The organism is Psychrobacter sp. P11F6, from assembly GCF_001435295.1.
Classification (GTDB): domain Bacteria; phylum Pseudomonadota; class Gammaproteobacteria; order Pseudomonadales; family Moraxellaceae; genus Psychrobacter.
The window spans coordinates 2,829,919-2,855,547 of record NZ_CM003594.1 but is presented as its reverse complement, the minus strand read 5'-3'; the positions used below and the strand labels follow the sequence as shown (position 1 = coordinate 2,855,547).

The following is a 25,629-nucleotide window of genomic DNA, read 5'->3' as shown; positions in this document are numbered from 1 at the left end:
ATCAAAAAAAGCCCTCTAATGTAGAGGGCTTTTTTTGTGTCTTGTCTGCCTATCAAAATACAATTGATAACGTTAGATACACGTTGATTAACAGCTATTAAAATAAAGCTTGCTACAATAAATGTGTCAATTTAGATAATAAACACAAAGACACTCGTACCATTTAAGGAGAAAAGTATGTTGGGTGAACCAGAATACAATATGAATGAATTATTTGCACAGTTGGGACTTGATAGCTCAGATGCAGCGATTGATAGTTTTATTGAAAATAATCAGTTGGATAAAGAAGAGAAGTTGATAGAAGCGAGCATTTGGACAGACAATCAGCGTGCTTTTCTACAAGAAGAATGGGAAAAAGATGCGGAATGGGTAGAGGTCATCGATGACTTAAACGTACGTATGCATCCAGATGCTTAGAAAAACTCCCATTAGATAAAACCCACAAACGTTATAAACGCTGTGGGTTTTTTTATAAATTATAAATATCGACGCCCGCATTTAAGCCTACTAGCTATCTAACTGGACTGCTGCTCTCGCCACTCAATCAATGCTTTGACATCATTATGGATGCCTGTTTTTAATGCTTCTAAGCCATCATAATGTCGTTCACCATGTAAATAATGCAAAAATCGAACCTGTAAAGTTAATCCATATAAATCGGCATTTAATTCTGGGAAATGCACTTCCAAACGCCAATCATGTTGTTTATCGACAGAGGGTCTGGTGCCAATATTGGCTGTCCCAAAGAGGCTATTGGAACGTAATCCTGAGATACCTGATTTGCCATCTATAGCAAGTGCCGATAAGCCATCAGCAATCACTTGCCCATCTTCGTCGAGGCTGACGACATCAACAGCAAAGATACCATGCAGGGCAGGTTTTAAACGCTGTAGGTCAATATTCGCAGTAGGAAAGTCCATGGTGCGACCTATTTTATCGCCACCAACGACCATTCCTGTAATCGCATAATCGCGACCAAGTAGCGCATTAGCAGCGTCAATATCACCAGCCAATAGTAAGTCTCGAACGCGAGTAGAGCTGATACGTGCCGCTTTACCATTATCATCGATGACGGTATGTAGGTTGGTAACATCTAAGCCGTAATTCCGTAAAAACTGACTGTCACCAGTACGGTCATGACCAAATTTGAAGTCATCACCCAACACCAACGCCTTGACATTTAAGCGCAGGGCTAAAATATCCGCAAATGCTTGGGCGGATAGCGAGCGAAACTCTGCATCAAATCCTGCCACAATCAAGGTCTCAACGCCATATTCTGCTAACAAAGCTTGTTTTTCAGCGAGATTAGTGAGTCGAGCAGGCGCGGTGGCTGGTGCAAAAAATTCACGAGGCTGTGGCTCAAATATCATGACAGCAGAACCAAGATTTTGTGCATGGGCAATATCACGGACTTGTTCAAGCATCGCTTGATGACCAAGATGGACACCATCGAAGTTACCGATAGTGAGCACACAGGGCGCTAAATCTACAGGGCTAGTATTTGCAGTCAAATTACTGGGCGAGGCAATCAGTTGCTCAAGAAAATAGGTGTTCATAAATTTTCAGCTATGATAGATAAGACCGGATAAAAAAGAAAAAACACACCCGTACCAAAATCAATGTGTTTAAAATCAGCCATTATAAAGTAAAATGACCATACTAACATCCTATAGTCTACTGACAATAAAAGTATGGCGCTATCCGCTCTGTCATCTTAAAATACCGTGATGCTTGTCCACATGCTTCTGTAACGACCCTCTTTATGGATGGATCATCTTGCAACAATTATCACTCATAGACTATTAATTAATAATTACGGAGACCTTATGCCCGTTGCTGCCTTAAATGCTGTGCCAGCTGTTTTGTTAGAACACTATCTCACTGATGAGTTTGTCGTGCAGCGTGCAAGTAGAGACGACTTGTCAAAGATTTTGGCGATTTACAATCAGACTATTGCAGGTAAGCAAGCCACTGCCAATCTTACCCCAGTGACTTGTGAAGAGCGTGCAGATTGGTTTGATGAGCATATAAATAGTCCGACGCGTCCTATTTATGTCGTAAAAGCGATGCATAAGACCACGCAAAATTCAGCAGAAGCAGGGACAGCAACAATCGTTGCATGGGGTAGCTTTAGCGATTTATATGCACGACCGGCTTATCATATCAGCACTGAGATTAGTATCTACTTGCATCAGGATTATCACGGTCAAGGGTTGGGCAGCTTATTGACATGCTGGATGTTGACACAAGCGCCAAGCCTAGGCATTCATAATGTGATCGCGCTTATTTTTGCGCACAATCAGCCAAGCTTAGGATTGTTCCGTAAGCTTGGTTTTGAGCAATGGGGATATATGCCAAAAGTGTGTGATATGCAAGGCTTTATCGCTGATGTTGTGATGCTTGGCAAGCCAGTGTCGTCAGATTAATATTAAATTTTGATTGGTATCAAATAAAATCATTGAAGATAAGATAGTTCAAGTTCAAGTGAATTAAGCTAAAATAACTTAAGCTAAAGTGATTTTAAATGAGGACAGCAAAGCGTCTTATCCTAGGATTTTCCATTGACCTTCAATTTTTTGCAGCTGATAGGTCAACGGTGCAGGCGCACTTTGTCCTTTTAACATCAGCTCCCCAATGATGGTGGCACGGGTTTTATCATCGTTATATTGAGTATCGGTAATAGTGACGCCATCGACGGTTTGCTGAAAGGCATACTGGGTTTTAGCCAGCTCTTCTTCGAAGTTTGCCATATCTACTTTATAATATTTAGCGGCTTCCTTTACCTCGCCATAGTACAAGCTATCTAGTGCTTGCTTTACAGTATCTTCCGGCGTACCAGCTTCGGTGGGATTGGTTACGAGGTTCTTTTGCTTGGTCGCAGAAGTGACTGGATTGATATTATCACTATCAATCGCCGTTTCAGCTTTACCGCTGTCAGCCATCTGCTTGCTGTCAACTGTGCTATTCGCATCCACTGCTGACGTTTGTTTAGCAGTGCTATTTTCAGCATCAATGCTTTTATCAGAACTGCCTTCAGCGATGGCTGCCGTATCTTCGGCACTATTAGCTGTCTTATCGTTATCGCTACAAGCACTCAAAAGTAGTCCAGTGCTAAGTATACCAGCGGTCAGTATGGTTGGTAAGCGTAGTAAGGTTGCTCGTTCGGTTATCATTATTAGCCCTCAGATTTCATTTATTCGTTAATGGTTAATTATGGCAACTATCCGCATCCTTCACTATCCATTCTCTTACTAAGCTTGTTTTGGTTTCGTAAGTGAAGCTGCTTAACCATGCTTTAGCTGGCGCGGACGGAAACCAGTGGCTAGTAATACCACGCCATAAACCAGCGCCCCTACGGCACACATAATGAGCAAAGCGGCGATACGTCGCCACTGCGCATCATCGCTAGGGAAATAAGGCAGCATGACATAAAGTACGCCAATCATAGCGCTGGTCGCAATCGCAAACTGGGTGAATAGTTTTTTCCAATGACTGCCAAAGCGGAAAATATCACGTTTATGTAAGAAGTAATATAATAAGCCTGCGTTCACAAAGGCTGCGCCCGTGGTTGCTAAGGCCAAGCCGCCATGTAGTGGAATCTCTAAGAAATAAAATATACCGATGAAAATGACACTAAAAATCATGTTGGCAAAGACAGAAATGATACCGATTTTTACAGGTGTTCTGGTATCTTGACGGGCAAAAAAAGCAGGGGCAAAGATTTTAATAAGCATAAAGCCTAAAATGCCACCAGCCATACTACGTAATGCGAGCGAACTCATCTGCGCATCGCGTAAGGTAAATTCACCGCGCAAAAACAGTGCTTGCATCAGTACATCGGCAAGTATAAACAACGCTGCTGATGCAGGGACACCGACTAAAATGATTAAGCGTGCCGCCCAATCGATGGTCTTTTTAAAGCTAACATCATCTTTTTGGGCTTCGCTTTTCGATAAACTGGGCAAAATGACTGTACCGATTGCCACGCCAATCAAGCCTAATGGCAGCTCACTCATACGCTCTGCGGCATACAGCCAAGAAACCGAACCGCCAATCATCAATGACGCAAAAATGGTATTGAGCAGTAAATTAATCTGAGTGACAGAGACCCCAAAGATGGCAGGCAGCATGAGTTTTAAAATACGGCGAACGCCTTCATGCTGAAAGTCAACCTTGGGTGCGACCAGCAGCTTTTGTTGCCATAGCTGCGGCAGCTGCAGTAAGAATTGCAACAATCCTGCGATAGCGACTGCATAGCCTAGCGCCATGATAGGAACATCGAACATAGGGGCAAAAATTAGCGCGCCACCAATCATACATAGGTTCAATAACACGGGTGCAAAAGCAGGCGCAGCAAAGCGTCCGTAGCTTTGTAAAATGCCACTGGCAAAGGCGGTCATAGAAATAAATAGCAAATAAGGAAAGGTCAGACGCAGTAATTCAGCGGTAATAGCAAATTTACCTGGTTGATCAGCAAAACCAGGCGCGAATAAAGTCACGACCCAAGGTGCCATTAAAATAACAACGACGGTAAGCATCGACAAAATTAACAACAGAGCGCCTGAAGTACGACTGACTAAGATTTGTACCTGCTGCAAACTATATTTTTCTTTGTATTCAGATAGCACAGGGACGAAGGCTTGACTAAAAGCACCTTCTGCAAATAAACGCCGCAAAAAGTTTGGGATTTTGAAGGCGACTAAAAAGGCATCCATCAGACCACCAGCGCCAAAGACGCCTAACAATACGACATCGCGTACCAGACCTAAGATACGAGATAGCATGGTCATACTACTGACCACCATGGTTGAACGAAATAACCGACTTTTTGCCATGAGAACCTATTGTGCTAATTTGTTTAATGAAGGTTGTTTACTGATGGTTGTTTACTAAGTTGCTGCTATCAAAAAGCTGACGGATTATAGCATTTTCATAATCGAGATAAATGGATTGGATGTGGAATATGCTGTGTACAGTTAATAGAGCTTTTAACAGGATTGACAAAATAATTATCCATATGACTTAACCCTCAAGAATGTTGGCGACCATCTCACGTAATCTTGCCCATTCAAAATAATCACCGGGATCCGTTTTGCGACCAGGGGCAATATCGCTATGACCTGTTAGATGACGACGAGTTTTGGGGTAGGCGGCATAAATAGCACAGACTATTTTTGCAAGTACCTCATATTGTGCGGCGGTGAAGGACACAAAATCAGACCCTTCAAGCTCAATACCGATGCTATAATCATTACATTCAGGGCGACCCAAGTAGCTAGAGCGTCCAGCATGCCACGCGCGCTCATTAAAATTAACAAACTGAGTTATCGCGCCATCACGCTCGATGAATAAGTGAGCCGAAACCTCCGCGCCTTTAATCGTTTGAAAATAGGGATGCGCCGCCCAGTCTAGCTGATTGGTAAATAATGCTTTAACGTAATGGATGCCGTCAGCATCAGACGCTCCGAACTCGTTCGGAGGTAGGCTGATATTATGAATAACAATAGTATCAATACTCATATCTGTTGGTCGCAGATTGCAGTTTGGTGATGCAAGGTATGTGGCTGCAGATAATCTGCCATCGTTAATCGTTATTGGTGCTATGGACATAATATTCTCTTTTATCATGATATTAATAAGTGGGCATTGACCGCTGGTTGCTAGCCATTTTTTATCAATTAATAGCCATTCTGACAGTAGCTACCTTGATAACAGTAGTTTTGATAGTAACAACTTTGATAACAGCCACTTTGACTAAGATATTTCAATGATCTGGCTCTTATATGGCTTTTAAGGTTATTTTAGTGGACGATTTAATAGGTATTATCAACCAGCCCTTAATCACGCTATCGGCGTATGAATAACAACGTGCGAGGTTTTACCCCATGATTCTAAAGCCTAGTTTTTTATCTGTAGATTGTACCCTAACTATTATGAGTCAACGAGCACGTTTACCACTTGCTATTGTAGGATTGCTACTCTCTGCACAAACGCAGGCTATTCTTCCAACGCCAGAATCGTTAGTTACGACAGGGGCATTGGCGCCTACACTGCAAGCTGCCGCAATCGCTAATAATACGCCAGATAATGCCACTCAAGAAGATACTCAAGTACTAAAAAAAAGCAACGCTGAGCAGTTGTTAGCCAAGTGGCGTGAGCAAGCAGCAATACAAAATTTAGCCCAACATACGACATGGCGACGTTTATTGTATTTTTTTGATGATCAAAGGAACTTGATTGGTAAGAAAAAAGACACCAGCATGGTTGATGAGGCTGACTTTTTTTTGAGTGAGCATGGTCGGCAAGACTCGAATGCCGAGCTTGATGCGTTACTCGTCGTCCTCGCTAATGAGGTAGCGACAACGAATAATAGTACTGTCAAAAAAAATACTGCCAACAATTCGGTATTATGTCGTTTTCCAGCGCGTGTACAATGGTTGACCGATACATTAAACATTGATAAAACGGCGCTAAAAGTTGACTGTCCCGAATTGAATGAATGGATGCAGAAGATTGCCCCTGAACAGCTATCTATCATGTTTGCCCAAGAGTATTTAGACAACCCTTTATCGGCCTTTGCTCATACGTTATTGCGTATCGACTCAAAAGCCAGTGTGGCTGATCCGAGCCAAATTCATCATGCGGTTGCGTTGAATTATACGGTTGGTGGTAATCCAAAAGACAATTTTGTGGTGTATGCCATCAAGTCAATGACTGGTCGCTATGATAATTTAATAGAAATCGATCCTTATCCAGCAAGGCTGGCCAAGTATCTGCAAGAAGACGAGCGTGACGCATGGACGTATCAATTGGATTTGACACCAGCTGAAGTGCAGCAGATTATGTTGCACGTTTGGGAAACCAAAGATTTAAAATTGCCGTATTACTTCACCACAGATAACTGTGCGTCTGAGATTTTACGCTTAATTGATGTGGTGCGTCCGCAGCAGCACTTATTGAGTCAGCTGCCTTATGCGGTTATTCCCTCAGATGTCGTGCAGTTGCTTGATGATGAAGGCTTACTTGCCAGCACCAACTATACGCCTGCCGATAGCACCTTACGCCAAGCGCAGTTAAACAAGGTTAAAGAGCAGCGCGAGCAATTCGGCTATCACAACAGCGCAAAACAGACGATCAATGAGATTAAATCTGCCCAACTCAATGCGGTTTCGAGCATGTCAGCTGATGGACAGACGTTATTGCAGCCTAATATAGTGGTATCAGATAACAATCCAATAGACAGACATCCGCTGCAACTGGCTCATATGGGACTAGGACAGCGCGGTGATAATAACTATATCGATTTGGGCTTACGAGCGGGCTATCATGATATTCTCGATCGTCCCTCAGGATTTCCACAGTTTTTTGATTTAGAAGGCGCATCTGCGACTTTGCGCCTGTACGATACCGATAATGACAAAGCCAATCAGCCAAACAGTGTGGTTTTGCAAAATGTGACGTTGATTCGTGGGCGCTCATTTAATCCGGTCAATTCTGCCAAAAAAGGCAAAACGTGGGGCGCTAGCATCGAGGCGACGCGTGTGAATGATGGCTCCCAGCAAGGCGGTCGCGATCATTTAGTTGGGAGCTTGGGCTATGAATCAGGTTGGTCATGGGCATTTGGTACGCCTCGCACAGGTACAGGCGAGATGCCGCCGCAGCTATGCTATACCTTTTTGTCCGGCACAGCGCAAGCAGGGCGCGGTATCAATAAAGGCTTTCGCGTTGGTGCTGGCGTGAATGCAGGCTGTCGTTATCAGATTAACAATCAGTTACGCGCGCAGGCTGAATTGCAACTGCCATATTGGTATCATGGCAGCAGCGATGAGTCTAATGCCCGTGGTCATTATTGGCAGCCGATATCGACATTAGGGCTGCAGTACGATATCGATAAAAAACAAGCATTACGCATTAATGCTAACTACGAATGGCAAGATCATGTTGATGCCAATGAAGACGTACAGCTGTCGTACAGACGCTATTTTTAACATTTATTACTGAAAAAATGTATAGATTATTAAAAAGATGTATAAGCAGTCATTAGAAATGGCGTTCGAATAAAGGATAAATGATGAGTACGCAAAATTTATTGATTATCGGTCAAGGTGATATTGGTTTGCCAGTCAGCAATCAGCTGGCACAGAACGGCTTGAATGTCACAGGTTTGGCTCGTGGTGAGCGCCATCATTACTCTTTGGATGATAACGCTGAATTTATGCAAGCCGATGCATTGACTCTGACGGCTGAGCAGCTGCAAGATTTTACAGCGATAGCAATTATCGTTACCCCCGATGATTATTCGACCAGCGGCTATCATAATAGCTACTTAGCAATTAGCCAGCATTTGGCAACGCTTGCGGACAAACTCACCAACCTTTCACGCATTGTTTTTATTTCATCAACGGGTGTTTATGGGCAAGATAATGGCGAATGGATTGATGACAATACCGCGCCTGCAACGCCAGAGCGTGAAGCATCGCAGGTGATATTGCAAGCAGAACAAGTCCTGCAACAAGGCTTTGGTGATAAAGCCATTATCATTCGTCCAAGCGGTATTTATGGACGCGCGCGTCTCATGCGTCTGCGTAAAGCCCGCGAGCCACAAAAGGAAGCAGTGGCAGCGGCGCATTGGAGCAATCGGATTATGGATCGCGATTTGGTCGTTATCATCGCTAACGTACTGACTATCGATGCGCCCAAGCCCCTTTATATTGCTACTGATTATGCGCCAGTCACGACTTTTGAGTTGGGTATCTGGTTAAGTCAGCAGATAAATGAAACGCCTCCTGCTCTTGACGATAGAAAAGTAGCGGTTACGGGAAAACGCTTGCACAGTAATATTCCATTAGCTTGGTTGGCATATCCTGATTGGCAAGTCGGTTACCGTGATATTTTGCGTCATCAAGAACAATATCAAGAGTAATATGCCAGTTTAATTTAATTAAAATTGTTTTTATATTTTATAGTCTATGGAGATTTCATGACCCAGCCTTCTACTTCTGACACTCATTTACCCAGTGCTGATTTTACAGCAGCAGGCGGTACAATTTCAGAAGGCAATGCTGAGCAGTCGTCTATTTTGCCAGATAGTACCCAACCTGCGATTGTACATCCTAATTTTGACCCGAGTCGCTTGGCACTTGATCCTGCCAGACCCTTGAGCGATATTCCAGAACCTGCTAGGCGCTTAAATGGTCAATTGCAACGACTCTATGGTCGCTCTGCGCGTTTTTATCAGCCTAAAGAACACAGCTTGTCAAAATGGTCGCTGATTGCTTCAGAAGTATTGGGCGAGCATCTGTCATTACTGCGGGCAGCAGAGCTTGTCGAGTTTCCAGACAGCTTTTATCACAATCACAGCACGCAACCATTATTATCATCATTAAATGGTATGACTTTGCTCGACATGGCTGATATTCAGCAGGCGCTTCGTGCTTATCCAAAACTGCATCGTTACGGTTTCATACTGAATGGCTCTTCTATAAGTACCGATACGGGCGTTAGTAGTAATGCTAAAAACAAACAGGCTTCTTTCCGTGCATTGACCAAACGTTATAACCCAGATGAGTTGCTCAACAGTGTTTATGCCGAAGATTGGCAGGTGGTGTTGCAGCCGCAGCAATTTGAGACAGGCGAGGGCAGTTTGGCTACTGACATTATGGCGTGTAGCGTCGCTGTCCATGCATTGAGGCAGTGCGAGACACGAAAAAGTATCAATCACAGCTATAGCGCCGCGCAAATCTGTCAGCACATTCGCAGTTATCTGTTGAGTCAAATCGTTTGTGAGCCATCGCAGCGTCATGCATACCGTCAAATACGCATTTTCACAGGACATGTTATTGTTGCCGCGTATCATTTAGGGTGGGAGATACAAGTGAGTGATGACGGTCAGTGTTATTTTAATCTCTCATCGCGCAGTGGCCTATTGACTCGTTATCCTAACATGCAGGATTACGACATCAATGGTTGGTCAAGCTGATCAATAATGCGTACAATAACGCCAATTTTTTGCTCTTCTTTTTGTCAATAGGAACGCTTCCATGCTTAATGCCTCAATGCCTAATGCGCAACACCCTTCTTTCTCCTCACATCAATTTATCCAACTGGCTTTAGACAATCAAGTTCTCAAATTTGGCGAGTTTGTCCTCAAGTCTGGTCGCATCAGTCCGTATTTTTTTAATGCAGGCTTGCTGGCATCGGGTGAGATGTTGTCGTTGCTTGCGTGTGGTTATGCTGATGCCTTGGCTGAGCAAATGGCTGCTAGTCATAACGGTACAGATGAGCAGGAGCTGGTGATCTTTGGGGCAGCGTATAAAGGTATTCCTTTTGTGGCAGCAACCGCGCAAGCCTTATGGATTCATCATGGTATCAATGCCAAGTGGGGCTATAATCGTAAAGAAGCCAAAACTCATGGCGAAGGTGGCAACTTAGTAGGCGCTGACGTTAGTGGTAAAGCAGTCTGGGTACTCGATGATGTCATTACCGCTGGTACGGCGATGCGTGAAGTGGTTGAGATTTTAGAGCAAGCGGGCGCTAGCGTTGCTGGTATTATCGTTGCCCTTGACCGTAAAGAAAAAGGGCAGGCTGAGCATTCTGCTATTCAAGAGTTGGCGTCGACATTAGAGGTACCAGTGCGTGCACTCGTCGATATCGATGATTTAATCAGTTATTTGGCAGATGACCATGGCGTACAAAGCGGTCAGCATAAAGATGCGACCCAACTTGCCAAGATGCAACATTATCGCGCGCAGTACGGCGTATAGTTGGGCACAGAGTTCGAAGCTGTTCTACATTAATAATATAACGTAAGTGAGCTTTATCATGAGCCAAGAAAATCAAAAAAAATCGTTAAACATACTCGTTATTATGGATCCTATCGAGCAGGTTAATTATAAAAAAGACACGACCCTTGCGATGATGTGGTCGGCACAAGACCGTGGGCACAGCCTTGGCTATTGTCAGATTCATGATTTGTGGTTGGATCGTGGGCAACTGATGGTTGATACGCAGTCAGTGACCGTCAAGCGCGATCCTGAAGATTTTTATACATTAGGGGATAAAGCGACAGCGCCAATCAGCGACTATGACGTGGTGTTGATGCGTAAAGATCCGCCGTTTGACATGCGTTTTATTTATGCCACTTATATGCTTGATCATGCCAAGGCGGCAGGTGTGCTAGTGGTCAATGACCCACAAGCGATACGTGATTGTAATGAAAAGCTATTTGCCACGTGGTTTAGCGATTATATGAGCCCAACGATTGTGACCAGTAAACAGGCGCATATTCGCAAGTTTATCGCTCAGCAGCAAGACGTCATTGTTAAGCCATTAGATGGTATGGGCGGTACGGGGATTTTCCGTTTGACCGCAGATAGTCCAAATATCGGCGTCACGCTTGAGATTTTAACTGAGCTTGAAACCTTGCCGATTATGGCGCAGCGCTATTTGCCAGAGATTAAGGAAGGTGATAAGCGCGTGTTGATCGTCGATGGAGAAGTGGTCGATTATAGCTTGGCGCGTATTCCCACCAAAGGCGAAACCCGTGGTAATCTTGCGGCGGGTGGTAGCGGTGTTGCGATGCCGCTCACCGATATCGAACGTCAGGTGGCCCAAGTAGTCGCACCTATTGTTAAAGAAAAAGGTCTCATGTTCGTCGGGCTCGACTTAATCGGCGGTCGTATTACCGAGATTAATGTCACCAGCCCAACGTGTGTACGTGAGATTGATGATCAATGCGGTACAGATATTGCGACCGATTTTATCATCGCCATTGAGAATAAAGTAGCAGTTTGCGCAACACTGTAAGGATAGAGTGATTTATCACTAAGCTATGAGCACAATACTCAAAAAACAGTGTGCTAAGATAGATTGATAAACAGCATCTTTTCATAGCGCATAAAAAGGCGATAAAACGTCATTTATAAACGATGCTTTTATGATTTTTCGATAGTATTTATAAAAGCCAAGTCGTGATTGCTCGCGGCTTGGATTTTTGTTATTGACAGTGCATAAAGTGCTATATATCAGCCAACGATTTACACTATACTATGCGAGATTTTATAGGGTCATTATTGGCTGATGACTAAGATGATCATAGGATAATAAGTCCTTCATATAAATAAAGAAAAGATAGGCAGGCGTTCATGAAAGCACCGCATATATTAATGATGGCCGCGGGTACTGGTGGGCATGTGTTCCCAGCGCTGGCAGTGGCTGAGGAATTGACTCAGCGTGGTGCGGTTATTCATTGGCTAGGAACGCCAAATGGTATGGAAAACGGCTTGGTTGCACCGACTGGTTATCCTTTTCATGCGATTGAGATGCAGGGTTTACGCGGTAAAGGAATCGGGCGTTTATTGAAGTTGCCAGTGACTTTATTGTCAGCGACGATGGCAGTTATAAAGGTGATTCGTAGTAATCAAATTGACATAGTTGTCGGTTTCGGTGGTTATGTGACTGCACCTGGCGGCATCGCCGCACGTCTGACCAATACGCCTCTGATTATCCATGAACAAAATGCCATTGCAGGCATGAGTAATCGCTACCTATCCAAGATTGCAACCAAGGTGCTGCAAGCATTTGAGGATACCTTTGCCAATAGTGCACAGGATGCTAAGCTTGAAACGGTGGGTAACCCAGTACGCAATGCCATCACTGGTGTCTCTGAACCGACGGTGCGTTATGATGTTAATGACAACTCACCGCTCAAATTGTTGGTGGTGGGTGGCTCACTTGGTGCACAAGCCTTAAACGACACTGTGCCAAAAGCGCTGGCATTGCTCAATCAGCCTTTTGAAGTGCGTCACCAATGCGGGCGTAACAATGAGGCTGCCACACAAGCGGCTTACGATGAGCAGGACTTGAGTATGCACAAATTTGTGGTACAGCCTTTTATCGACGATATGGCTGCCGCTTATAATTGGGCAGATGTTATTGTTTGCCGAGCAGGCGCATTGACGGTTACGGAAATCCAGAACGTTGGTATTGCCGCAATTTTTGTACCGCTGCCGCATGCGGTAGATGACCATCAGACTGCTAATGCCCGCACTTTAACCTCACACGATGCGGCGATTTTGTTACCGCAGTCTGAGTTGACAGCGCAGCGTTTGAGCAATGAGCTTGCTGCCCTTAATCGAGAGAAGTGCCTAGCGATGGCCAAAAAAGGCCATGCCCTTGCCAATCGAAGTGCGAGCAAGCAAGTTGCTGATATTATCTGGCAAACGCTGTAGCCTACATTCTTATAGCTGACTGTTTTTATTACCAATTATTTTGATACACTAAATTTTATTAGCCTTTAATAAAGAGAAGCCCTATGTCTAACCCTGCGAAAGCTTTACCTAAGCGTTTGATTGAAATACCAGAAATGCGTCGTATTCAGCATTTGCATTTTGTCGGTATTGGTGGCTCGGGGATGTGCGGTATCGCGGAGGTGATGAACAATCAAGGATATGAGGTTAGTGGTTCTGATATTGCTGAGAGCTTAGTGACCAAACGTTTGGCACAGATTGGTATTGATATTGCGATCGGTCATGACTCCAAAAATATTGCCAATGCTGATGTCATCGTTGTATCGTCAGCAATTGATCGCAGCAACCCTGAAGTTAAGGCGGCATTAGAAGCGCGTTTGCCAGTGGTACGCCGTGCCGATATGCTGGGCGAGTTGATGCGTTATCGTCATGGTATCGCTGTTGCTGGTGCTCATGGCAAAACCACGACGACCAGTTTGTTGACTACCATGATGGCAGAAGGGCAACTCGATCCTACCTACGTGATTGGCGGTAAGCTGAATGCATCTGGTAAAAATGCTGCGCTAGGTAGCAGTCGTTTCTTGGTGGCAGAAGCCGATGAGTCTGATGCGTCATTTTTATCGTTACATCCGATGGCCGCGATTGTCACCAATATCGATCAAGACCATATGGAAACGTATGAGAATAGTTTTGATAAATTAAAAGCTGCTTATATTCAGTTTTTACAAAACATGCCATTCTATGGTTTGGCGGTGGTCTGCGGTGACGACCCAGAATTGTATGCCATGATTGATGATATTGGTCGTCCCGTACTGACCTTTGGACTTGAGCCTTTTAACGACGTTCAAGCCATCGACTTAGTGACGGAAGGCACGAAAACTCACTTCACGGTACTGCGCCGTGACCGTGAACCTTTACGTTTGACCCTCAACATTCCTGGTACTCACAACGTTTACAATGCGCTTGCTGCTATTACCATGGCGACTGATGAAGGGGTCGATGACGAAGCGATCAAACGCGCTCTGCAAAAATTTGAAGGCGTTGGTCGCCGTTTTGAGCAGCATGCCTCTGTCAGTCTTAATGATGGTAATGTTTTATTGATTGACGATTATGGTCATCACCCAAAAGAAGTCGATGCCACCATTAAAGCGGCGCGTCAAAGTTTCCCTGAACGTCGTTTGGTAATGATGTTTCAGCCGCACCGTTATAGTCGTACCCGTGATTGCTTCGATGATTTCGTTGAAGTACTCTCCAGCGTTGATGAATTATTATTATTAGACGTATATTCAGCAGGTGAAAGCCCAATTACTGGCGCTGATACCAAATCATTGGCACGTAGTATTCGGTTGCGCGGTGAAGTTGAACCGACGATTATTGACAAGGACAATTTAGCTCCTGTCATGCAGCGTTTATTAAAAGCCAATGACATGCTCATTACTCAAGGTGCAGGTAATGTAGGGCAGATCGCTGTCGACTTGGCTGCCAATAACCTTTACATTAAGTAAGCTAAAAAATTCTAGGAACGATCTTCATGACGACTGATACTAAAGAAAATACCAGCACTCAAAATTCAGATAATTTAGAGAGCAATAATACCACTCTAAACACGACGACCAGTGATGCAAAAGATGCCAGACAGTTTGGTAAAGTGGCGGTTGTCTATGGCGGCAGTAGCAATGAACGCAGCGTATCGTTAGACAGCGGTGCTGCCGTATTGCAGGCGCTACAAAACCAAGGCGTTGATGCCACTCATTTCGATCCTAAGCATCAAGACATCACAGAGCTACGCGAGTATGACCGCGTGTTCAATGTGTTGCATGGTCGCGGCGGCGAGGATGGTTTGTTGCAAGGTGTGCTGCAATGGTTTGATATTCCACAGACAGGTTCAGGCATTCTGGCATCAGCGCTGGGTATGGACAAGGTTCGTACCAAGCAGTTGTGGCAGGGTTGTGGGTTAGCAACCGCGCCATTTTCATTGTTAACAGCTGAGACTGACTGGCAGCAAGTGGTCAACATGCTAGGTTTACCACTTATTATCAAGCCCGTTCATGAAGGATCGAGTATTGGTATGACTAAGGTCAACAATCTGGACGAGTTGCCAGCGGCTTATGCAACGGCGGTACAGTGCGGTGACGCGGTCATGGCTGAGCGCTGGATTACCGGTCGCGAGTTCACAATCGTCATTATCGATGATGAAGCCTATCCAGTCATTCGTCTTGAACCTGCTGATATTACCAACTTCTACGATTTTGAAGCCAAGTATAATCGTAATGATACCAGTTACTATATCCCCTGTGGTCTGAGCGCTGCTGACGAAAAGCATTTACAAGATCTGAGCCTTGCAGCGTTCCGTGCCGTTGATGCCAAAGGCTGGGGACGCATCGATGCTATGCAAGATGAAGCAGGTAACTTCTGGTTGCTTGAAATCAATACGGTACCAGGCATGACCAGCCATAGCTTGGTTCCGATGGCAGCCAAGGCTCGAGGCATGGACTTTGATGCATTGTGCTGGCATATTTTAGCGCAGACATTAGAGTGATTAGTGTAGCAGTCATTGCTTAAACAGTGATTTAGCAATGCTACTTTTTAATATTGTTCATTCTTTAGTATTGCTCATTTTTTAGCATTGTTCATAATGCTATTGATATTTATTGAGACAGTTGTCATTGATAAGCTGTCTTAATAAACCAGTGATAAAACTTATGAATGTTTAGATTTGAATTTTTCTTATAGCCTGAGAATACTACTAGACGAGAACGGGTTAATGTATCACTAGAGCTGCTATACCACAGCGTCATGTAAACTTGTGTAAATTCGTTGTCACTAGTAGGGGTTAAGCTATTGTTTAACCATAAAATACGTTAATATTGTAATTATAGGTCTGTTTTAGTGATATTTCTGTTTTCTATGAATTTAGCCCATAAGTTATTCATAAATTAAGAAAAATGTTACGTTTAAATGAGCATAATGTCATCCTATAAATCGTTTTAGTAAAATATTTTGATAACATGTCAACTTAATAGGCCTCTGCAAAAATATGCAGATTTACATTTATAAATAGCATGATCAGTTTTATGCAAATATAGGGACAAAGGTCGTTATGGCTCAAACTGTCAACGAGGTAACTGACTTGATGAGTGATAAAACCCGTCGCCCAAACTCTAAGTTCCAAGTACCGACTTCGCTCAAATATTTTTTTATGGTATTGGTACTAGGGTTGCTCGTACTGATATTGATAATGGGTGGAAAAGCGTTGCGTGATGCACCGCCAGCTTCTATCCATGTGAATAATCAGGGTTTGACAGTTACCCAGTATCGCGCATTGCAACAGGTTATGAATCAACAAAAGGTAAGCAGCTTTTTTACCTCTGATTTGCAAGCGTTAAGAGATATTACGACGGGTATGGCTTGGGTTGATCAGGTCAGTATTTCTCGTGATTGGCAACGGGGCATAGTCGTTACCGCATTACCTAAGCAAGCGGTTGCTAATTTTGGTACAGAGCGTTTGGTGGATGCAAAAGGTGCGGTTTTTGTCCCTGCTGATAGTAAAGATCTGACGCAAGAACGCTTTGCCACCTTACAAGGTGAGATAACGCAAGCCCCAGTTATCATGCAGCAAATGCAGCAAGTTAACGACTGGTATGCGCCACTTGGTATGCAAGTCGAAGATATTATCCTGTCACCAAGAATGACTTGGCTGATTCGTTTTGACAATGGACTGCGTGTGATTGTTGATAACGAGAATACTGCGCAAAAGCTGCTGAGTTTAAGTCAGCTGCTCGGCAATCAGTTAAGTGAGCGTCGAGGCGAAATACAGTCTGTAGATTTGCGCTATAAAAATGGTTTTACCATTGCTTGGGATATGGCACAGCCAAAAATTGATGAAGCAGAATAACGATAGATAGCATAAGCAAAAACTGGTTAGCATTTTAGTTTGAGCTATTTTGATAGCTTGTAGCACGGAATATACAACATCATAGCGTGTTGATAACGCTTTTTTTAATGATCTAATGGAGACGTCATTTGTTCTCCTGTTTAGCGATAATTTGTCTGGTACCATGAAAAATACTGAAAATCTGGTTGTTGTCCATCTAAGTGCCACGGCAGTCTATGTCGTCATTGGTAACGTTGTCTCTGCAAAAGACATCCGTATTCTGGGCGTGGGACAAGTCAAAAATAGCGATTTTTACCAAGGTCAAATAAAACACCGTGAACGTCTACAAGGTGCTATCAAGCAAGCCATTCAAGAAGCAGAAGATACTGCCAATTGCCGCGTGCACAGTGTGTGGTTGACCCTAGCAACACCGGAGTTATCGAGCAAAAATAGTGCAGGCGAGGTACGTGTAGAAGATGAGGCGGTACGTGCCAAAGATATGGTGCAGGCGTTGTCTAATGCCAAATCACGCGATCTATCATCAGACTATTATCTAATGCATTGCTGTCAGCAGGGTATCTATGTTGATGATCAAGATTTCATGGTGGATGATGCGATCGAAATGATGGCGCATAATATTACTGTGATGTACCACATGATGATGATGCCCGTTGCTAGCCGTCAAAATATCCAAAAATTACTGCAAAGCTGTGATGTTGGTATTGACCACATTGTATTTGATGCAGTGACGAGTGCTGAATATAGTTTGATGAGTGACGAGCGCCAGCAAGGGGTTTGTTTGGTAGATATTGGTGCTAGTACGACCAGTATTTGCGTTTATAAAGAAAACAAGCTGATATTTACCCATTGCATCGCGACAGGCAGCCACGAAGTAACGATGGATATCTCAGCTGATTTTGGTATTTCCATGATTGAAGCTGAAAAGCTGAAAAAAACCCATGGTACTGTCGATGTCAATAGTGTCGATCCCAGCTCGTTCTTTATCTTTAAACCACAAGGAACAGGTGACGAGATTAATATTGGTATCTATAATCTAGCCCGTATTATTGAAGCGCGCTATGTGCAGATATTTACGGAAGTTGCTCGTCAATTACATGAGGCTGATCTCATCGGCTATATCGACAAAGGTATCGTACTCACAGGTGGCGGTACGGCGATTAAAGGTATGATACCCTTTACCAAAAAATTGCTCAAAATGCCCGTAGTATTAACCAACACTCATCCTGCTATTAGTGCTCATAATCATTTTGATAATGATGAGTCATTTAAGCAGCTAAACAGTCAAGTAAATGATCGTGCTTATCAAACGGCATTTGGTACACTATTATATAGTCAAAGCGAGCAGTTTCGCCGTAGTGAAAAAAGCGAGCCTGAAGCGATTCAGAAAAATCGAGTCACTGGTGTTTTTCAAAGTGCAGGGCAGCGTTTTGCTAGTGTACTCAAAAAGATATTATAATCTGTTAGCAAAACATACTTATATTAAGCAGCATAAGAGTATGCAGCTATATAATAGGCAAGAATACGAAAAGTAACACCCTATACCATACTGGCATATTTTGGCTAGCACAATTATCTAAGCCATTGCCCTGTTTTATTTAAATACAATTATATATAGTAAGTCGATAGCGCGCCATATAAGTGTGTTACCAAGTATCGACCATCACGCTATCTGCAACTGGAGAAACCTTTTTATGTCAAAATACACCATGCCAGATGATAACCAGCCTCAAAATAACGGCCAAGCAAGCTTCACTGTATTCGGTGTTGGTGGTGGTGGCGGTAATGCGGTTGAACATATGGTACAACAAGGTATTAGAGGTGTAACGTTCGTCTGTGCTAATACGGATAAACAAGCGCTTGATCGTTTAACTGCACCGCATAAATTGCAACTTGGCGCAAAAACGAATCGCGGTTTGGGCGCAGGGGCGAACCCAGAAGTTGGGCGTGAAGCAGCAGAAAGCGAAGAAGAAGCCATCCGTGCATTACTCGAACATTCAGACATGGTGTTCATCACTGCTGGTATGGGTGGTGGTACGGGTACGGGTGCAGCGCCTGTAGTTGCTCGTATTGCTAAAGAAATGGAGGTATTAACAGTTGCGGTCGTGACTACGCCATTTAAGTTTGAAGGTGGCAAACGTATCAAGGCTGCTAAAGCTGGTATTGAGCAATTGACTAATTTCGTTGATTCTATCATTACGATTCCGAATGATAAGTTGATGAGTGTCTATGGCAATATCTCTATGCAAGATGCCTTTAAGAAAGCGGACGATGTGTTATTACATGCGGTTCAAGGTATTGCTGAAACTATCGCTAGTGAAGGTATGATCAATATCGACTTTAATGATATCCGCACTGCTATGACTGCCAAAGGTCATGCGATGATGGGTATCGGCCGTGCTAGCGGTGATGATCGTGCGCGTCAAGCAACTGAGAAAGCCATCAGATCACCATTACTTGATGACTTGCGTTTAGAAAATGCAAAAGGTCTGTTGGTTAACGTAATTTCTTCTGAATCACTCTCATTGGATGAGATGAGCAAAATCAGTGTTATTGTCGAAGAAATTACAGATATTGACGATGCACATATTTTCTATGGTTCAGTGATTGATGAAAAAATGGGTGATGACTTACATGTCACTGTTATTGCAACGGGTCTGACTTTAGATGAAAACGCTGGGCAAGAGCCAGAAGTAGTCGAGGCACCAGTTCCTTCTGTCAATAGCACTCAGCCTGTTGACCCTAACGTGCATACCAGTGCTTTAAACAGCCAGAAGCAATCGCAAGCTCAGATGTATCAAGAAACGGCTAGTGCTACTCGCTCAAGCGCGCCTCAAGAGCAGGCGAAAACCAAAACCAATAGCATTCAAGACTATTTAAAACGTCAACAAAATAAATAATATTTTCAGATGCTTGGAATAAAAAAAGCCAGTACTAAGTTGCTGGCTTTTTTGTGCCTGTAGAAAATGTCCATATATTAGTAAGCTGATTCAGCTATGAGAGCGCTCTATGTATAAGAATCGCCTCTCAATACGAAAGTAATCATTAATAAATAGGCGTATAAAACAATTTATGATTGTAACATTTGGCTGTTATTTCCCTGTGTTAACAGAGGCAGTGTGATCAATAAGACATGAAAACCATCAAAATTTATTGACGATAAGTGTTATCAATCAAGGAGATAAGGAAATTAGCGAGTTTTAACTATGGCGAACTAGGGGCGGGTAATGATACACTATGGCAATTGTAACAAAATATGTGAGAAGACAGCCATGAACCAAAGAACCATAAAAACTGCGATTGCTGTTACAGGTATTGGTCTCCATAGTGGTCAGCCTGTTGACTTAGAGTTTCATCCGCAACCTATTGATACGGGTATTGTTTTCGAGCGTTCTGATATCGAAGGCAGCCAGCCGATTCCAGCCAGTGCTTTTTTAGTGCAAGACACTATGATGTCGTCAAACCTAGTGTTTGGTGGCACACGTGTGGGGACGGTCGAGCATTTGCTTAGTGCCATTGCAGGACTTGGCGTGGATAACCTTTTAATTCGTGTATCGGCCTCAGAGATACCGATTATGGATGGTAGTGCCGCTCCTTTTGTAGCGTTGCTGCTTGACGCAGGATTCTGCGAGCAAGACGCTTTAAAGAAGTTTATAAAAATCGTCAGACCTGTAAGAGTAAAAGTAGACGATAAATGGGCAGAACTGCGTCCTTATGAAGGGTTTGAGCTGAATTTTGAGATTGATTTTGATCATCCTGCTATCGACAAAGATTTTCAGCATGCCCAGTTGCAGTTTTCGACGCAAAACTTCATTGAGCAACTGAGTTCAGCCCGTACTTTTGGATTTTTACGAGATATAGAAGCCTTACGTCAGAATAATTTGGCGTTAGGAGGCAGTATGGATAATGCTATTGTTATTGATGAGGCAAATATTCTTAACGAAGAAGGTCTGCGTTTTAATGATGAGTTCGTTCGCCATAAAATTTTGGATGCTTTAGGTGATTTATATTTGATTGGCTATCCGATTTTGGGTCGATTTAATGCTTATAAATCTGGTCACGCGTTAAACAATTTATTGGTACGTGAGATACTATCTGACCATAATAATTTTGAAATTGTAACTTTTGATGACAATGTAACATGCCCAATTCAGTATTTACCTCTCGAAGGTTTGACTGTTGAAGGATGAATACAGGAATATACACGAAGTATCGAAACATTTACGCAATATTACATAATCCAGCAGTAATTACATTCTAATAATATTCGTTTTTTTGAATGTATTGTTTAGATTATTTTAACAATTCTGCTCTAGAGTAGAGAATATCAAAGCTGTGGATAGTTTTTCAATCATCTGTTGGTGACGTTCATAATGTGAACGGAGCTAGCAGGTGATTTTTTTTGTTTGCGTCATTACAAAATCGCAGCGTTATCAGCTGATTTTTACGGTTTTGTTTACACAACTTTACATAGTAACATTAGTAATTTCAATGATTTGCCAGACGTAAAAGTGCTTTTTTGAGATTTTCATCAGTGGTGACATGCTCTGCGGCCTGTGATATAGTCCGCTTTGTGTTTTGGCTAAGAGCCTGATTTTCATTGGCTTTACTAGATTTCGACAAAGTTGATGATACTGCTAATAGTTGTTTAGATGAATGATTATCAGCTGAATTTTTAGCTACGACGACGCGAATTTGCTTGAGTTGTTTAAATGTAATTGACTGCTCTTTTAAGACTTGCAAATAAGCGCTCTGTAAATAGCGAATATGATTGGCAGCAGTCATTGAGCCCACACTGAGTATTAATTGCTCAGAGGTGAGGCCTACGACCCAACAGGTATTAAGAATTTCTTCAGGTAGACAATCTACCAATAGCTCTTTTACCTCGTTGGTCGCTTCTATGTATAGCCGCATATTGTCAGCAAGCGTTCGGGGTAGTGCGCTACCAGCAAAAGCTTGATGGTCGATAAGTTGGGCAAGCCGATTTGGCTGTTTTTTTGACATCGTGATGACTCATGTAATAGGTGACAAAATCGATATTCATAATTGACATGCTAAAAGCAATTGATACTGAACGATTTGCGAGACAGTGAACTAAGCGGAATAGGGTATTAACAGATAATACCAGCATTAGTCACTACAGAAGAAATAGCGGGCTGTTTTAACAAGGATTTTATCATGTTTTTGTAATGATCATCTCCTCTAAACTAATTGATGCTTTGTCACGGATGACGAGCGGTCTTGTATTAATAATAGGTAGTAAATTTATGAAACAAGCTTTATTAATTTTGTCAGTATTGGGAATGGGTATAGCACAGACAAGTGGTGCTGTCGAAACAACCTTTCAACCAAATAATACCTTGAGTCATACCATCACTAACATCTCTGCTTCTGCGAACTACGGTTCTAGCCGCAATATCTATAGCACTAACAGTGGTGCTCATGTATATAGCAATGATGAGATCAGTCAAGCCATTGACAATTTAAGTGCGCATGCCAAGCAAAAAGAATACCAGCTTGCTTCGCTTACCAGCCGTTTGTCTTATGAGCAGCGTCAGCAGCAATCAAGCCGCGCTCCTGATCGCAATTCTGCTCCTGCTATCGCAGCGGCAAGTGCATCGCGAGTAGCGTTATCTAGAAGCTCTGGCTACTGTGCTCGCTATGTACGTAAAGCGCTACAATCAGCAGGTTACGAATTTACGCCTAACCCTTCAGCTTATCAGTATGCCTCTCGCGGCACACTTGCTCAAGCAGGTTTTACCAAGATTAGTAATGATATGCAGCCACAAGTGGGTGACGTCGTTGTCTATAATCGTACGTCAAACCGTCCACATGGTCATATCCAGATCTTTGATGGTAACGATTGGGTATCTGATTTCCGCCAAAACAGCATTAGCCCATACAGTGGCACTTACAGCTATACGACATGGCGTGATTCGCAATATGTCGATGATGCATCAGACCGCGGTATTTACCTCGCGATGGCTGACAAATAGTAGCCAGTTAGATGTAACCTAAGTTAAAAGTTTTCTCCAAATCCAGTAATGCTCTTTATAGCGTTGCTGGTTTTTTTTGCGCTTTGAGTTGTGATTCTTAAGTTAAAAGTAGAGTTAAAGCTCAAATTTCGACCAGTGGCTACGATTGTGAAAGTCAGGCGGGGAGGCGTGGTTTGGGGCAAAATATAAAGCAATCTCACCAAACCATAAAATAACGCAAGGATGTATTTGCTCAATCACAGTATTTGCGATGGTGTACTGCTTATTGGATCGTTGGATTACTGGTACATTAAAGCTGCGCTCATAATAATGATGAGGTTTATTTGCGACTGATGGATCATTAAATAAAGGATTCTCTACGTACCTTAATGTTGGCTTTACATTATTTATCCAATTAATAGACGCGCGCGCTTGTCCATCAGCTGCATATAAGGGTGTTGGCGGCAAGGTGGCAGGATTACGATAGCTCTCAAATTGATATAGCGCGTAACGACCGTCTGGATTGGCGTTAATCTCGATATAGGGCGTTGCCTTTTGAGCATCCGTTAGATTTTCATCATTTATCAGACGACCAGCGATAAAACACTCAAGGCAAGTCTCTTCCCACAAGTAATCATCGAATTTTACTTGCGCTTGCTGCCACATTGACCAGTTTAGCTGCTTTGCTAGCATTTGGTTGGGCAGGGTGAGTCGATAGGTTAGCTGTAAGTGGAGTGATGGCTGTCTAATAATCTGAGCACTCACATTTATACAGATGCGCTGTAACTCATCCAATGTTACACCCAGTTGCTGTGCATCGTTTGCTATGGTTTCGGTGGCCACACAGAGATTGAATGATTGATTCATAATTTAAGACCCGACAATAAAAATATAGAAGTAACTATAAGAAAAATTGTACCGACTAAGCGAGCTAATATTACACGCTAAGTAAATCTAAAACGAGCAGACAACATAAAAGCCGCGAGCAAGATGCATCGCGGCTTTTACATTTATCGTCGCCATGTGGCTATGATTTGAGTTGATATGGCATACCATACCATCACTCAAACCAGCTGGTCATCACATATTATTATGCATGACGTGCTAAATTAGACAATTTTGGGTTGGCGTTTGGATTTTTACGTAGTAACAATGCCATACGACCAATAGAATGAACCAAAGACGCGTTAGCCGCTTTGGCAAGTTCCGCACCGATGACATCGCGCTCTTCTTTTGTGCCGGCAGGCAGTTTTACTTTGATGAGCTCATGATCTGATAGCGCGCGATCAATCTCTTCAGTAATGGTTGGGGTAATACCTTTATTGCCAATCATGACGATAGGTTTGAGGTCGTGACCAATGCCTCTTAGGCGTTTGATGGTAGCGTTATCGAGTTGCATAGAATTCCTAGGTGTTGGTAAAAATAAAAGACAGTGCTATTAAGAGCAGTTGACGACCATTATAGATAATCTGTGGTCATCTTGCATGAGATCAGCAGGATTTTGCACGATTTTACGTGATGAAAATGTTAAACTGAATGTTTGGGCACATTATAAACGCTACTGTCTGATAAATCAGTGTTTTAACCAATAGAATTTAGTCAGTTTAAGACTGCAAATGTATAAAGATCTTGATTGATAGTATATTCGAATGAATTTAAACCATATCGAAAGTGCTTCATAAATCTTTTAGCTACTTCAGTAATATGTATGAATGTTTTGCAAAGCAATAGGAGCAGGTATTTTGGCCACGCGTATCGAAAATAAAAAACTGTCAAAGAGTAGTAGCGCTTGGATGAAAGAGCATATTGACGATCATTATGTGCAAAAAGCGCAAAAAGATGGCTATCGTGCCCGTGCCGCCTATAAACTATTAGAAATTAATGAAAAGACCAATATTATTAAAAAAGGCATGACGGTCGTAGATTTGGGCAGTGCTCCAGGCAGTTGGTCTCAAGTGGCAGGTCAGCTAGTAGGCGAAAAAGGTATTTTGATTGCCTCTGATATTCTGCCGATGGATACATTGCCTGATGTGACCTTTATTCAAGGCGACTTTCGCGAAGCAGAAGTGTTTGATGCAATCATGGCAGAGGTTGGTGATAGGCAGGTCGATGTAGTGCTGTCCGATATGGCACCAAATACGGCAGGAAACAGCGCAATCGATCAGCCACGTATGATGTATTTATGCGAGCTGGCAGTGGACTTCGCGCTTGCAACCTTACCAGAAGGTGGCGCACTTATTATGAAAGTGTTTCAGGGTGAAGGCACACAAGAATTACGCAAGCAGATGCAGCAGGATTTTAGTAAAATCCGTAGTATCAAGCCAGGTGCATCACGACCACGGTCAAAAGAGATGTTTTGGATAGCGATTAAATAATCATAACGTCGTTATGTCACAGCCATTGTAAGCGAGATAATGTGTCACCATAACATAGTCTCATGAGCGCATTGAACCCGCTACAATCGTTAACTGAATAATAGCGAAACCTGCTTGAATTATGCAGGTTAGCACCACAT

General features: G+C 43.0%; 23 protein-coding genes. 16 read left to right on the top strand and 7 right to left on the bottom strand.

Annotation, left to right across the window (positions count from 1 at the left end; translation table 11 throughout):
* Positions 1 to 177 precede the first annotated feature (177 nt).
* Complete coding sequence (locus AK822_RS11775) at positions 178 to 417, top strand: DUF2789 domain-containing protein (RefSeq protein WP_045444148.1); 240 nt, start codon at positions 178 to 180, stop codon at positions 415 to 417.
* 98 nt (positions 418 to 515) lie between these two features.
* On the opposite strand, the gene ribF is transcribed toward AK822_RS11775, so the two are convergent.
* Positions 516 to 1,556 carry a riboflavin biosynthesis protein RibF gene (gene ribF, locus AK822_RS11770; protein WP_060491773.1) on the bottom strand — a complete coding sequence of 347 codons (1,041 nt, stop codon included), beginning with the start codon at positions 1,554 to 1,556 and terminating at the stop codon, positions 516 to 518.
* A 270-nt stretch (positions 1,557 to 1,826) separates the two neighbouring features.
* On the opposite strand from ribF, the gene AK822_RS11765 reads away from it, so the two are divergent.
* On the top strand, positions 1,827 to 2,426 hold the full coding sequence (locus AK822_RS11765; protein ID WP_060491772.1) for a GNAT family N-acetyltransferase: 600 nt from the start codon (positions 1,827 to 1,829) through the stop codon (positions 2,424 to 2,426).
* Positions 2,427 to 2,543: 117 nt separating this feature from the next.
* Here AK822_RS11765 and AK822_RS11760 read toward each other — a convergent pair whose 3' ends face one another.
* From AK822_RS11760 to ampD, 3 genes are all read right to left on the bottom strand, one after another.
* Positions 2,544 to 3,173, bottom strand: a complete 630-nt coding sequence (locus AK822_RS11760) for a hypothetical protein (protein ID WP_060491771.1) — start codon at positions 3,171 to 3,173, stop codon at positions 2,544 to 2,546.
* Between the two features lie 111 nt (positions 3,174 to 3,284).
* A complete protein-coding gene (gene murJ / locus AK822_RS11755; protein WP_055124723.1) occupies positions 3,285 to 4,835 on the bottom strand; it encodes a murein biosynthesis integral membrane protein MurJ in 1,551 nt (516 codons plus the stop codon).
* 187 nt (positions 4,836 to 5,022) lie between these two features.
* A complete protein-coding gene (gene ampD / locus AK822_RS11750) occupies positions 5,023 to 5,610 on the bottom strand; it encodes a 1,6-anhydro-N-acetylmuramyl-L-alanine amidase AmpD (RefSeq protein ID WP_060491770.1) in 588 nt (195 codons plus the stop codon).
* Positions 5,611 to 5,885: 275 nt separating this feature from the next.
* Between ampD and AK822_RS11745 the strand changes: the two genes are divergently transcribed.
* From AK822_RS11745 to lpxC, 12 genes are all read left to right on the top strand, one after another.
* On the top strand, positions 5,886 to 7,988 hold the full coding sequence (locus AK822_RS11745) for an Lnb N-terminal periplasmic domain-containing protein (protein ID WP_228139024.1): 2,103 nt from the start codon (positions 5,886 to 5,888) through the stop codon (positions 7,986 to 7,988).
* Positions 7,989 to 8,071: 83 nt separating this feature from the next.
* Positions 8,072 to 8,923, top strand: a complete 852-nt coding sequence (locus AK822_RS11740; protein WP_060491769.1) for an SDR family oxidoreductase — start codon at positions 8,072 to 8,074, stop codon at positions 8,921 to 8,923.
* Positions 8,924 to 8,980: 57 nt separating this feature from the next.
* On the top strand, positions 8,981 to 9,979 hold the full coding sequence (locus AK822_RS11735) for a hypothetical protein (RefSeq protein WP_060491768.1): 999 nt from the start codon (positions 8,981 to 8,983) through the stop codon (positions 9,977 to 9,979).
* A 61-nt stretch (positions 9,980 to 10,040) separates the two neighbouring features.
* Complete coding sequence (gene pyrE, locus AK822_RS11730) at positions 10,041 to 10,763, top strand: orotate phosphoribosyltransferase (RefSeq protein ID WP_372886432.1); 723 nt, start codon at positions 10,041 to 10,043, stop codon at positions 10,761 to 10,763.
* Positions 10,764 to 10,821: 58 nt separating this feature from the next.
* Positions 10,822 to 11,805 (top strand): glutathione synthase, encoded by a 984-nt coding sequence (gene gshB, locus AK822_RS11725; RefSeq protein ID WP_060491767.1) that lies wholly within the window; start codon positions 10,822 to 10,824, stop codon positions 11,803 to 11,805.
* Positions 11,806 to 12,143: 338 nt separating this feature from the next.
* Complete coding sequence (gene murG / locus AK822_RS11720; protein WP_060491766.1) at positions 12,144 to 13,229, top strand: undecaprenyldiphospho-muramoylpentapeptide beta-N-acetylglucosaminyltransferase; 1,086 nt, start codon at positions 12,144 to 12,146, stop codon at positions 13,227 to 13,229.
* 83 nt (positions 13,230 to 13,312) lie between these two features.
* Positions 13,313 to 14,752, top strand: coding sequence for a UDP-N-acetylmuramate--L-alanine ligase (gene murC, locus AK822_RS11715; protein ID WP_060491765.1), 1,440 nt, complete (start codon positions 13,313 to 13,315; stop codon positions 14,750 to 14,752).
* Positions 14,753 to 14,778: 26 nt separating this feature from the next.
* On the top strand, positions 14,779 to 15,786 hold the full coding sequence (locus AK822_RS11710) for a D-alanine--D-alanine ligase (RefSeq protein ID WP_228139023.1): 1,008 nt from the start codon (positions 14,779 to 14,781) through the stop codon (positions 15,784 to 15,786).
* A gap of 561 nt (positions 15,787 to 16,347) precedes the next feature.
* Positions 16,348 to 17,142, top strand: a complete 795-nt coding sequence (locus tag AK822_RS11705; RefSeq protein WP_060491764.1) for a cell division protein FtsQ/DivIB — start codon at positions 16,348 to 16,350, stop codon at positions 17,140 to 17,142.
* Between the two features lie 163 nt (positions 17,143 to 17,305).
* Positions 17,306 to 18,598: a cell division protein FtsA gene (gene ftsA / locus AK822_RS11700; RefSeq protein ID WP_198329470.1), complete on the top strand. Its 1,293-nt coding sequence runs from the start codon at positions 17,306 to 17,308 to the stop codon at positions 18,596 to 18,598.
* Between the two features lie 235 nt (positions 18,599 to 18,833).
* On the top strand, positions 18,834 to 20,039 hold the full coding sequence (gene ftsZ, locus AK822_RS11695; protein WP_045454113.1) for a cell division protein FtsZ: 1,206 nt from the start codon (positions 18,834 to 18,836) through the stop codon (positions 20,037 to 20,039).
* Between the two features lie 372 nt (positions 20,040 to 20,411).
* Positions 20,412 to 21,329, top strand: a complete 918-nt coding sequence (gene lpxC, locus AK822_RS11690) for a UDP-3-O-acyl-N-acetylglucosamine deacetylase (protein WP_055124715.1) — start codon at positions 20,412 to 20,414, stop codon at positions 21,327 to 21,329.
* 298 nt (positions 21,330 to 21,627) lie between these two features.
* Here lpxC and AK822_RS11685 read toward each other — a convergent pair whose 3' ends face one another.
* On the bottom strand, positions 21,628 to 22,143 hold the full coding sequence (locus AK822_RS11685; RefSeq protein WP_060491762.1) for a hypothetical protein: 516 nt from the start codon (positions 22,141 to 22,143) through the stop codon (positions 21,628 to 21,630).
* Positions 22,144 to 22,406: 263 nt separating this feature from the next.
* Between AK822_RS11685 and AK822_RS11680 the strand changes: the two genes are divergently transcribed.
* Positions 22,407 to 23,135, top strand: coding sequence for a CHAP domain-containing protein (locus AK822_RS11680; RefSeq protein ID WP_045444182.1), 729 nt, complete (start codon positions 22,407 to 22,409; stop codon positions 23,133 to 23,135).
* Positions 23,136 to 23,249: 114 nt separating this feature from the next.
* Here AK822_RS11680 and AK822_RS11675 read toward each other — a convergent pair whose 3' ends face one another.
* Together AK822_RS11675 and AK822_RS11670 are read right to left on the bottom strand one after the other, a co-directional pair.
* Entirely contained in the window at positions 23,250 to 23,981 is a 732-nt protein-coding gene (locus tag AK822_RS11675; RefSeq protein WP_060491761.1) for a DOMON domain-containing protein, read from the bottom strand.
* 223 nt (positions 23,982 to 24,204) lie between these two features.
* Complete coding sequence (locus AK822_RS11670; protein WP_045444184.1) at positions 24,205 to 24,513, bottom strand: YhbY family RNA-binding protein; 309 nt, start codon at positions 24,511 to 24,513, stop codon at positions 24,205 to 24,207.
* A gap of 343 nt (positions 24,514 to 24,856) precedes the next feature.
* Here AK822_RS11670 and AK822_RS11665 point away from each other — a divergent pair, with 343 nt between their 5' ends.
* Positions 24,857 to 25,489, top strand: coding sequence for an RlmE family RNA methyltransferase (locus tag AK822_RS11665; RefSeq protein WP_045444188.1), 633 nt, complete (start codon positions 24,857 to 24,859; stop codon positions 25,487 to 25,489).
* Positions 25,490 to 25,629: the final 140 nt, after the last annotated feature.

Excerpts from the sequence above, each read along its gene's own strand:
- AK822_RS11775 (WP_045444148.1), top strand. The coding sequence starts at position 178 with ATGTTGGGTGAACCAGAATACAATATGAATGAATTATTTGCACAGTTG.
- ribF (WP_060491773.1), bottom strand. The coding sequence starts at position 1,556 with ATGAACACCTATTTTCTTGAGCAACTGATTGCCTCGCCCAGTAATTTG.
- AK822_RS11765 (WP_060491772.1), top strand. The coding sequence starts at position 1,827 with ATGCCCGTTGCTGCCTTAAATGCTGTGCCAGCTGTTTTGTTAGAACAC.
- AK822_RS11760 (WP_060491771.1), bottom strand. The coding sequence starts at position 3,173 with ATGATAACCGAACGAGCAACCTTACTACGCTTACCAACCATACTGACC.
- murJ (WP_055124723.1), bottom strand. The coding sequence starts at position 4,835 with ATGGCAAAAAGTCGGTTATTTCGTTCAACCATGGTGGTCAGTAGTATG.
- ampD (WP_060491770.1), bottom strand. The coding sequence starts at position 5,610 with ATGTCCATAGCACCAATAACGATTAACGATGGCAGATTATCTGCAGCC.
- AK822_RS11745 (WP_228139024.1), top strand. The coding sequence starts at position 5,886 with ATGATTCTAAAGCCTAGTTTTTTATCTGTAGATTGTACCCTAACTATT.
- AK822_RS11740 (WP_060491769.1), top strand. The coding sequence starts at position 8,072 with ATGAGTACGCAAAATTTATTGATTATCGGTCAAGGTGATATTGGTTTG.
- AK822_RS11735 (WP_060491768.1), top strand. The coding sequence starts at position 8,981 with ATGACCCAGCCTTCTACTTCTGACACTCATTTACCCAGTGCTGATTTT.
- pyrE (WP_372886432.1), top strand. The coding sequence starts at position 10,041 with ATGCTTAATGCCTCAATGCCTAATGCGCAACACCCTTCTTTCTCCTCA.
- gshB (WP_060491767.1), top strand. The coding sequence starts at position 10,822 with ATGAGCCAAGAAAATCAAAAAAAATCGTTAAACATACTCGTTATTATG.
- murG (WP_060491766.1), top strand. The coding sequence starts at position 12,144 with ATGAAAGCACCGCATATATTAATGATGGCCGCGGGTACTGGTGGGCAT.
- murC (WP_060491765.1), top strand. The coding sequence starts at position 13,313 with ATGTCTAACCCTGCGAAAGCTTTACCTAAGCGTTTGATTGAAATACCA.
- AK822_RS11710 (WP_228139023.1), top strand. The coding sequence starts at position 14,779 with ATGACGACTGATACTAAAGAAAATACCAGCACTCAAAATTCAGATAAT.
- AK822_RS11705 (WP_060491764.1), top strand. The coding sequence starts at position 16,348 with ATGGCTCAAACTGTCAACGAGGTAACTGACTTGATGAGTGATAAAACC.
- ftsA (WP_198329470.1), top strand. The coding sequence starts at position 17,306 with ATGAAAAATACTGAAAATCTGGTTGTTGTCCATCTAAGTGCCACGGCA.
- ftsZ (WP_045454113.1), top strand. The coding sequence starts at position 18,834 with ATGTCAAAATACACCATGCCAGATGATAACCAGCCTCAAAATAACGGC.
- lpxC (WP_055124715.1), top strand. The coding sequence starts at position 20,412 with ATGAACCAAAGAACCATAAAAACTGCGATTGCTGTTACAGGTATTGGT.
- AK822_RS11685 (WP_060491762.1), bottom strand. The coding sequence starts at position 22,143 with ATGTCAAAAAAACAGCCAAATCGGCTTGCCCAACTTATCGACCATCAA.
- AK822_RS11680 (WP_045444182.1), top strand. The coding sequence starts at position 22,407 with ATGAAACAAGCTTTATTAATTTTGTCAGTATTGGGAATGGGTATAGCA.
- AK822_RS11675 (WP_060491761.1), bottom strand. The coding sequence starts at position 23,981 with ATGAATCAATCATTCAATCTCTGTGTGGCCACCGAAACCATAGCAAAC.
- AK822_RS11670 (WP_045444184.1), bottom strand. The coding sequence starts at position 24,513 with ATGCAACTCGATAACGCTACCATCAAACGCCTAAGAGGCATTGGTCAC.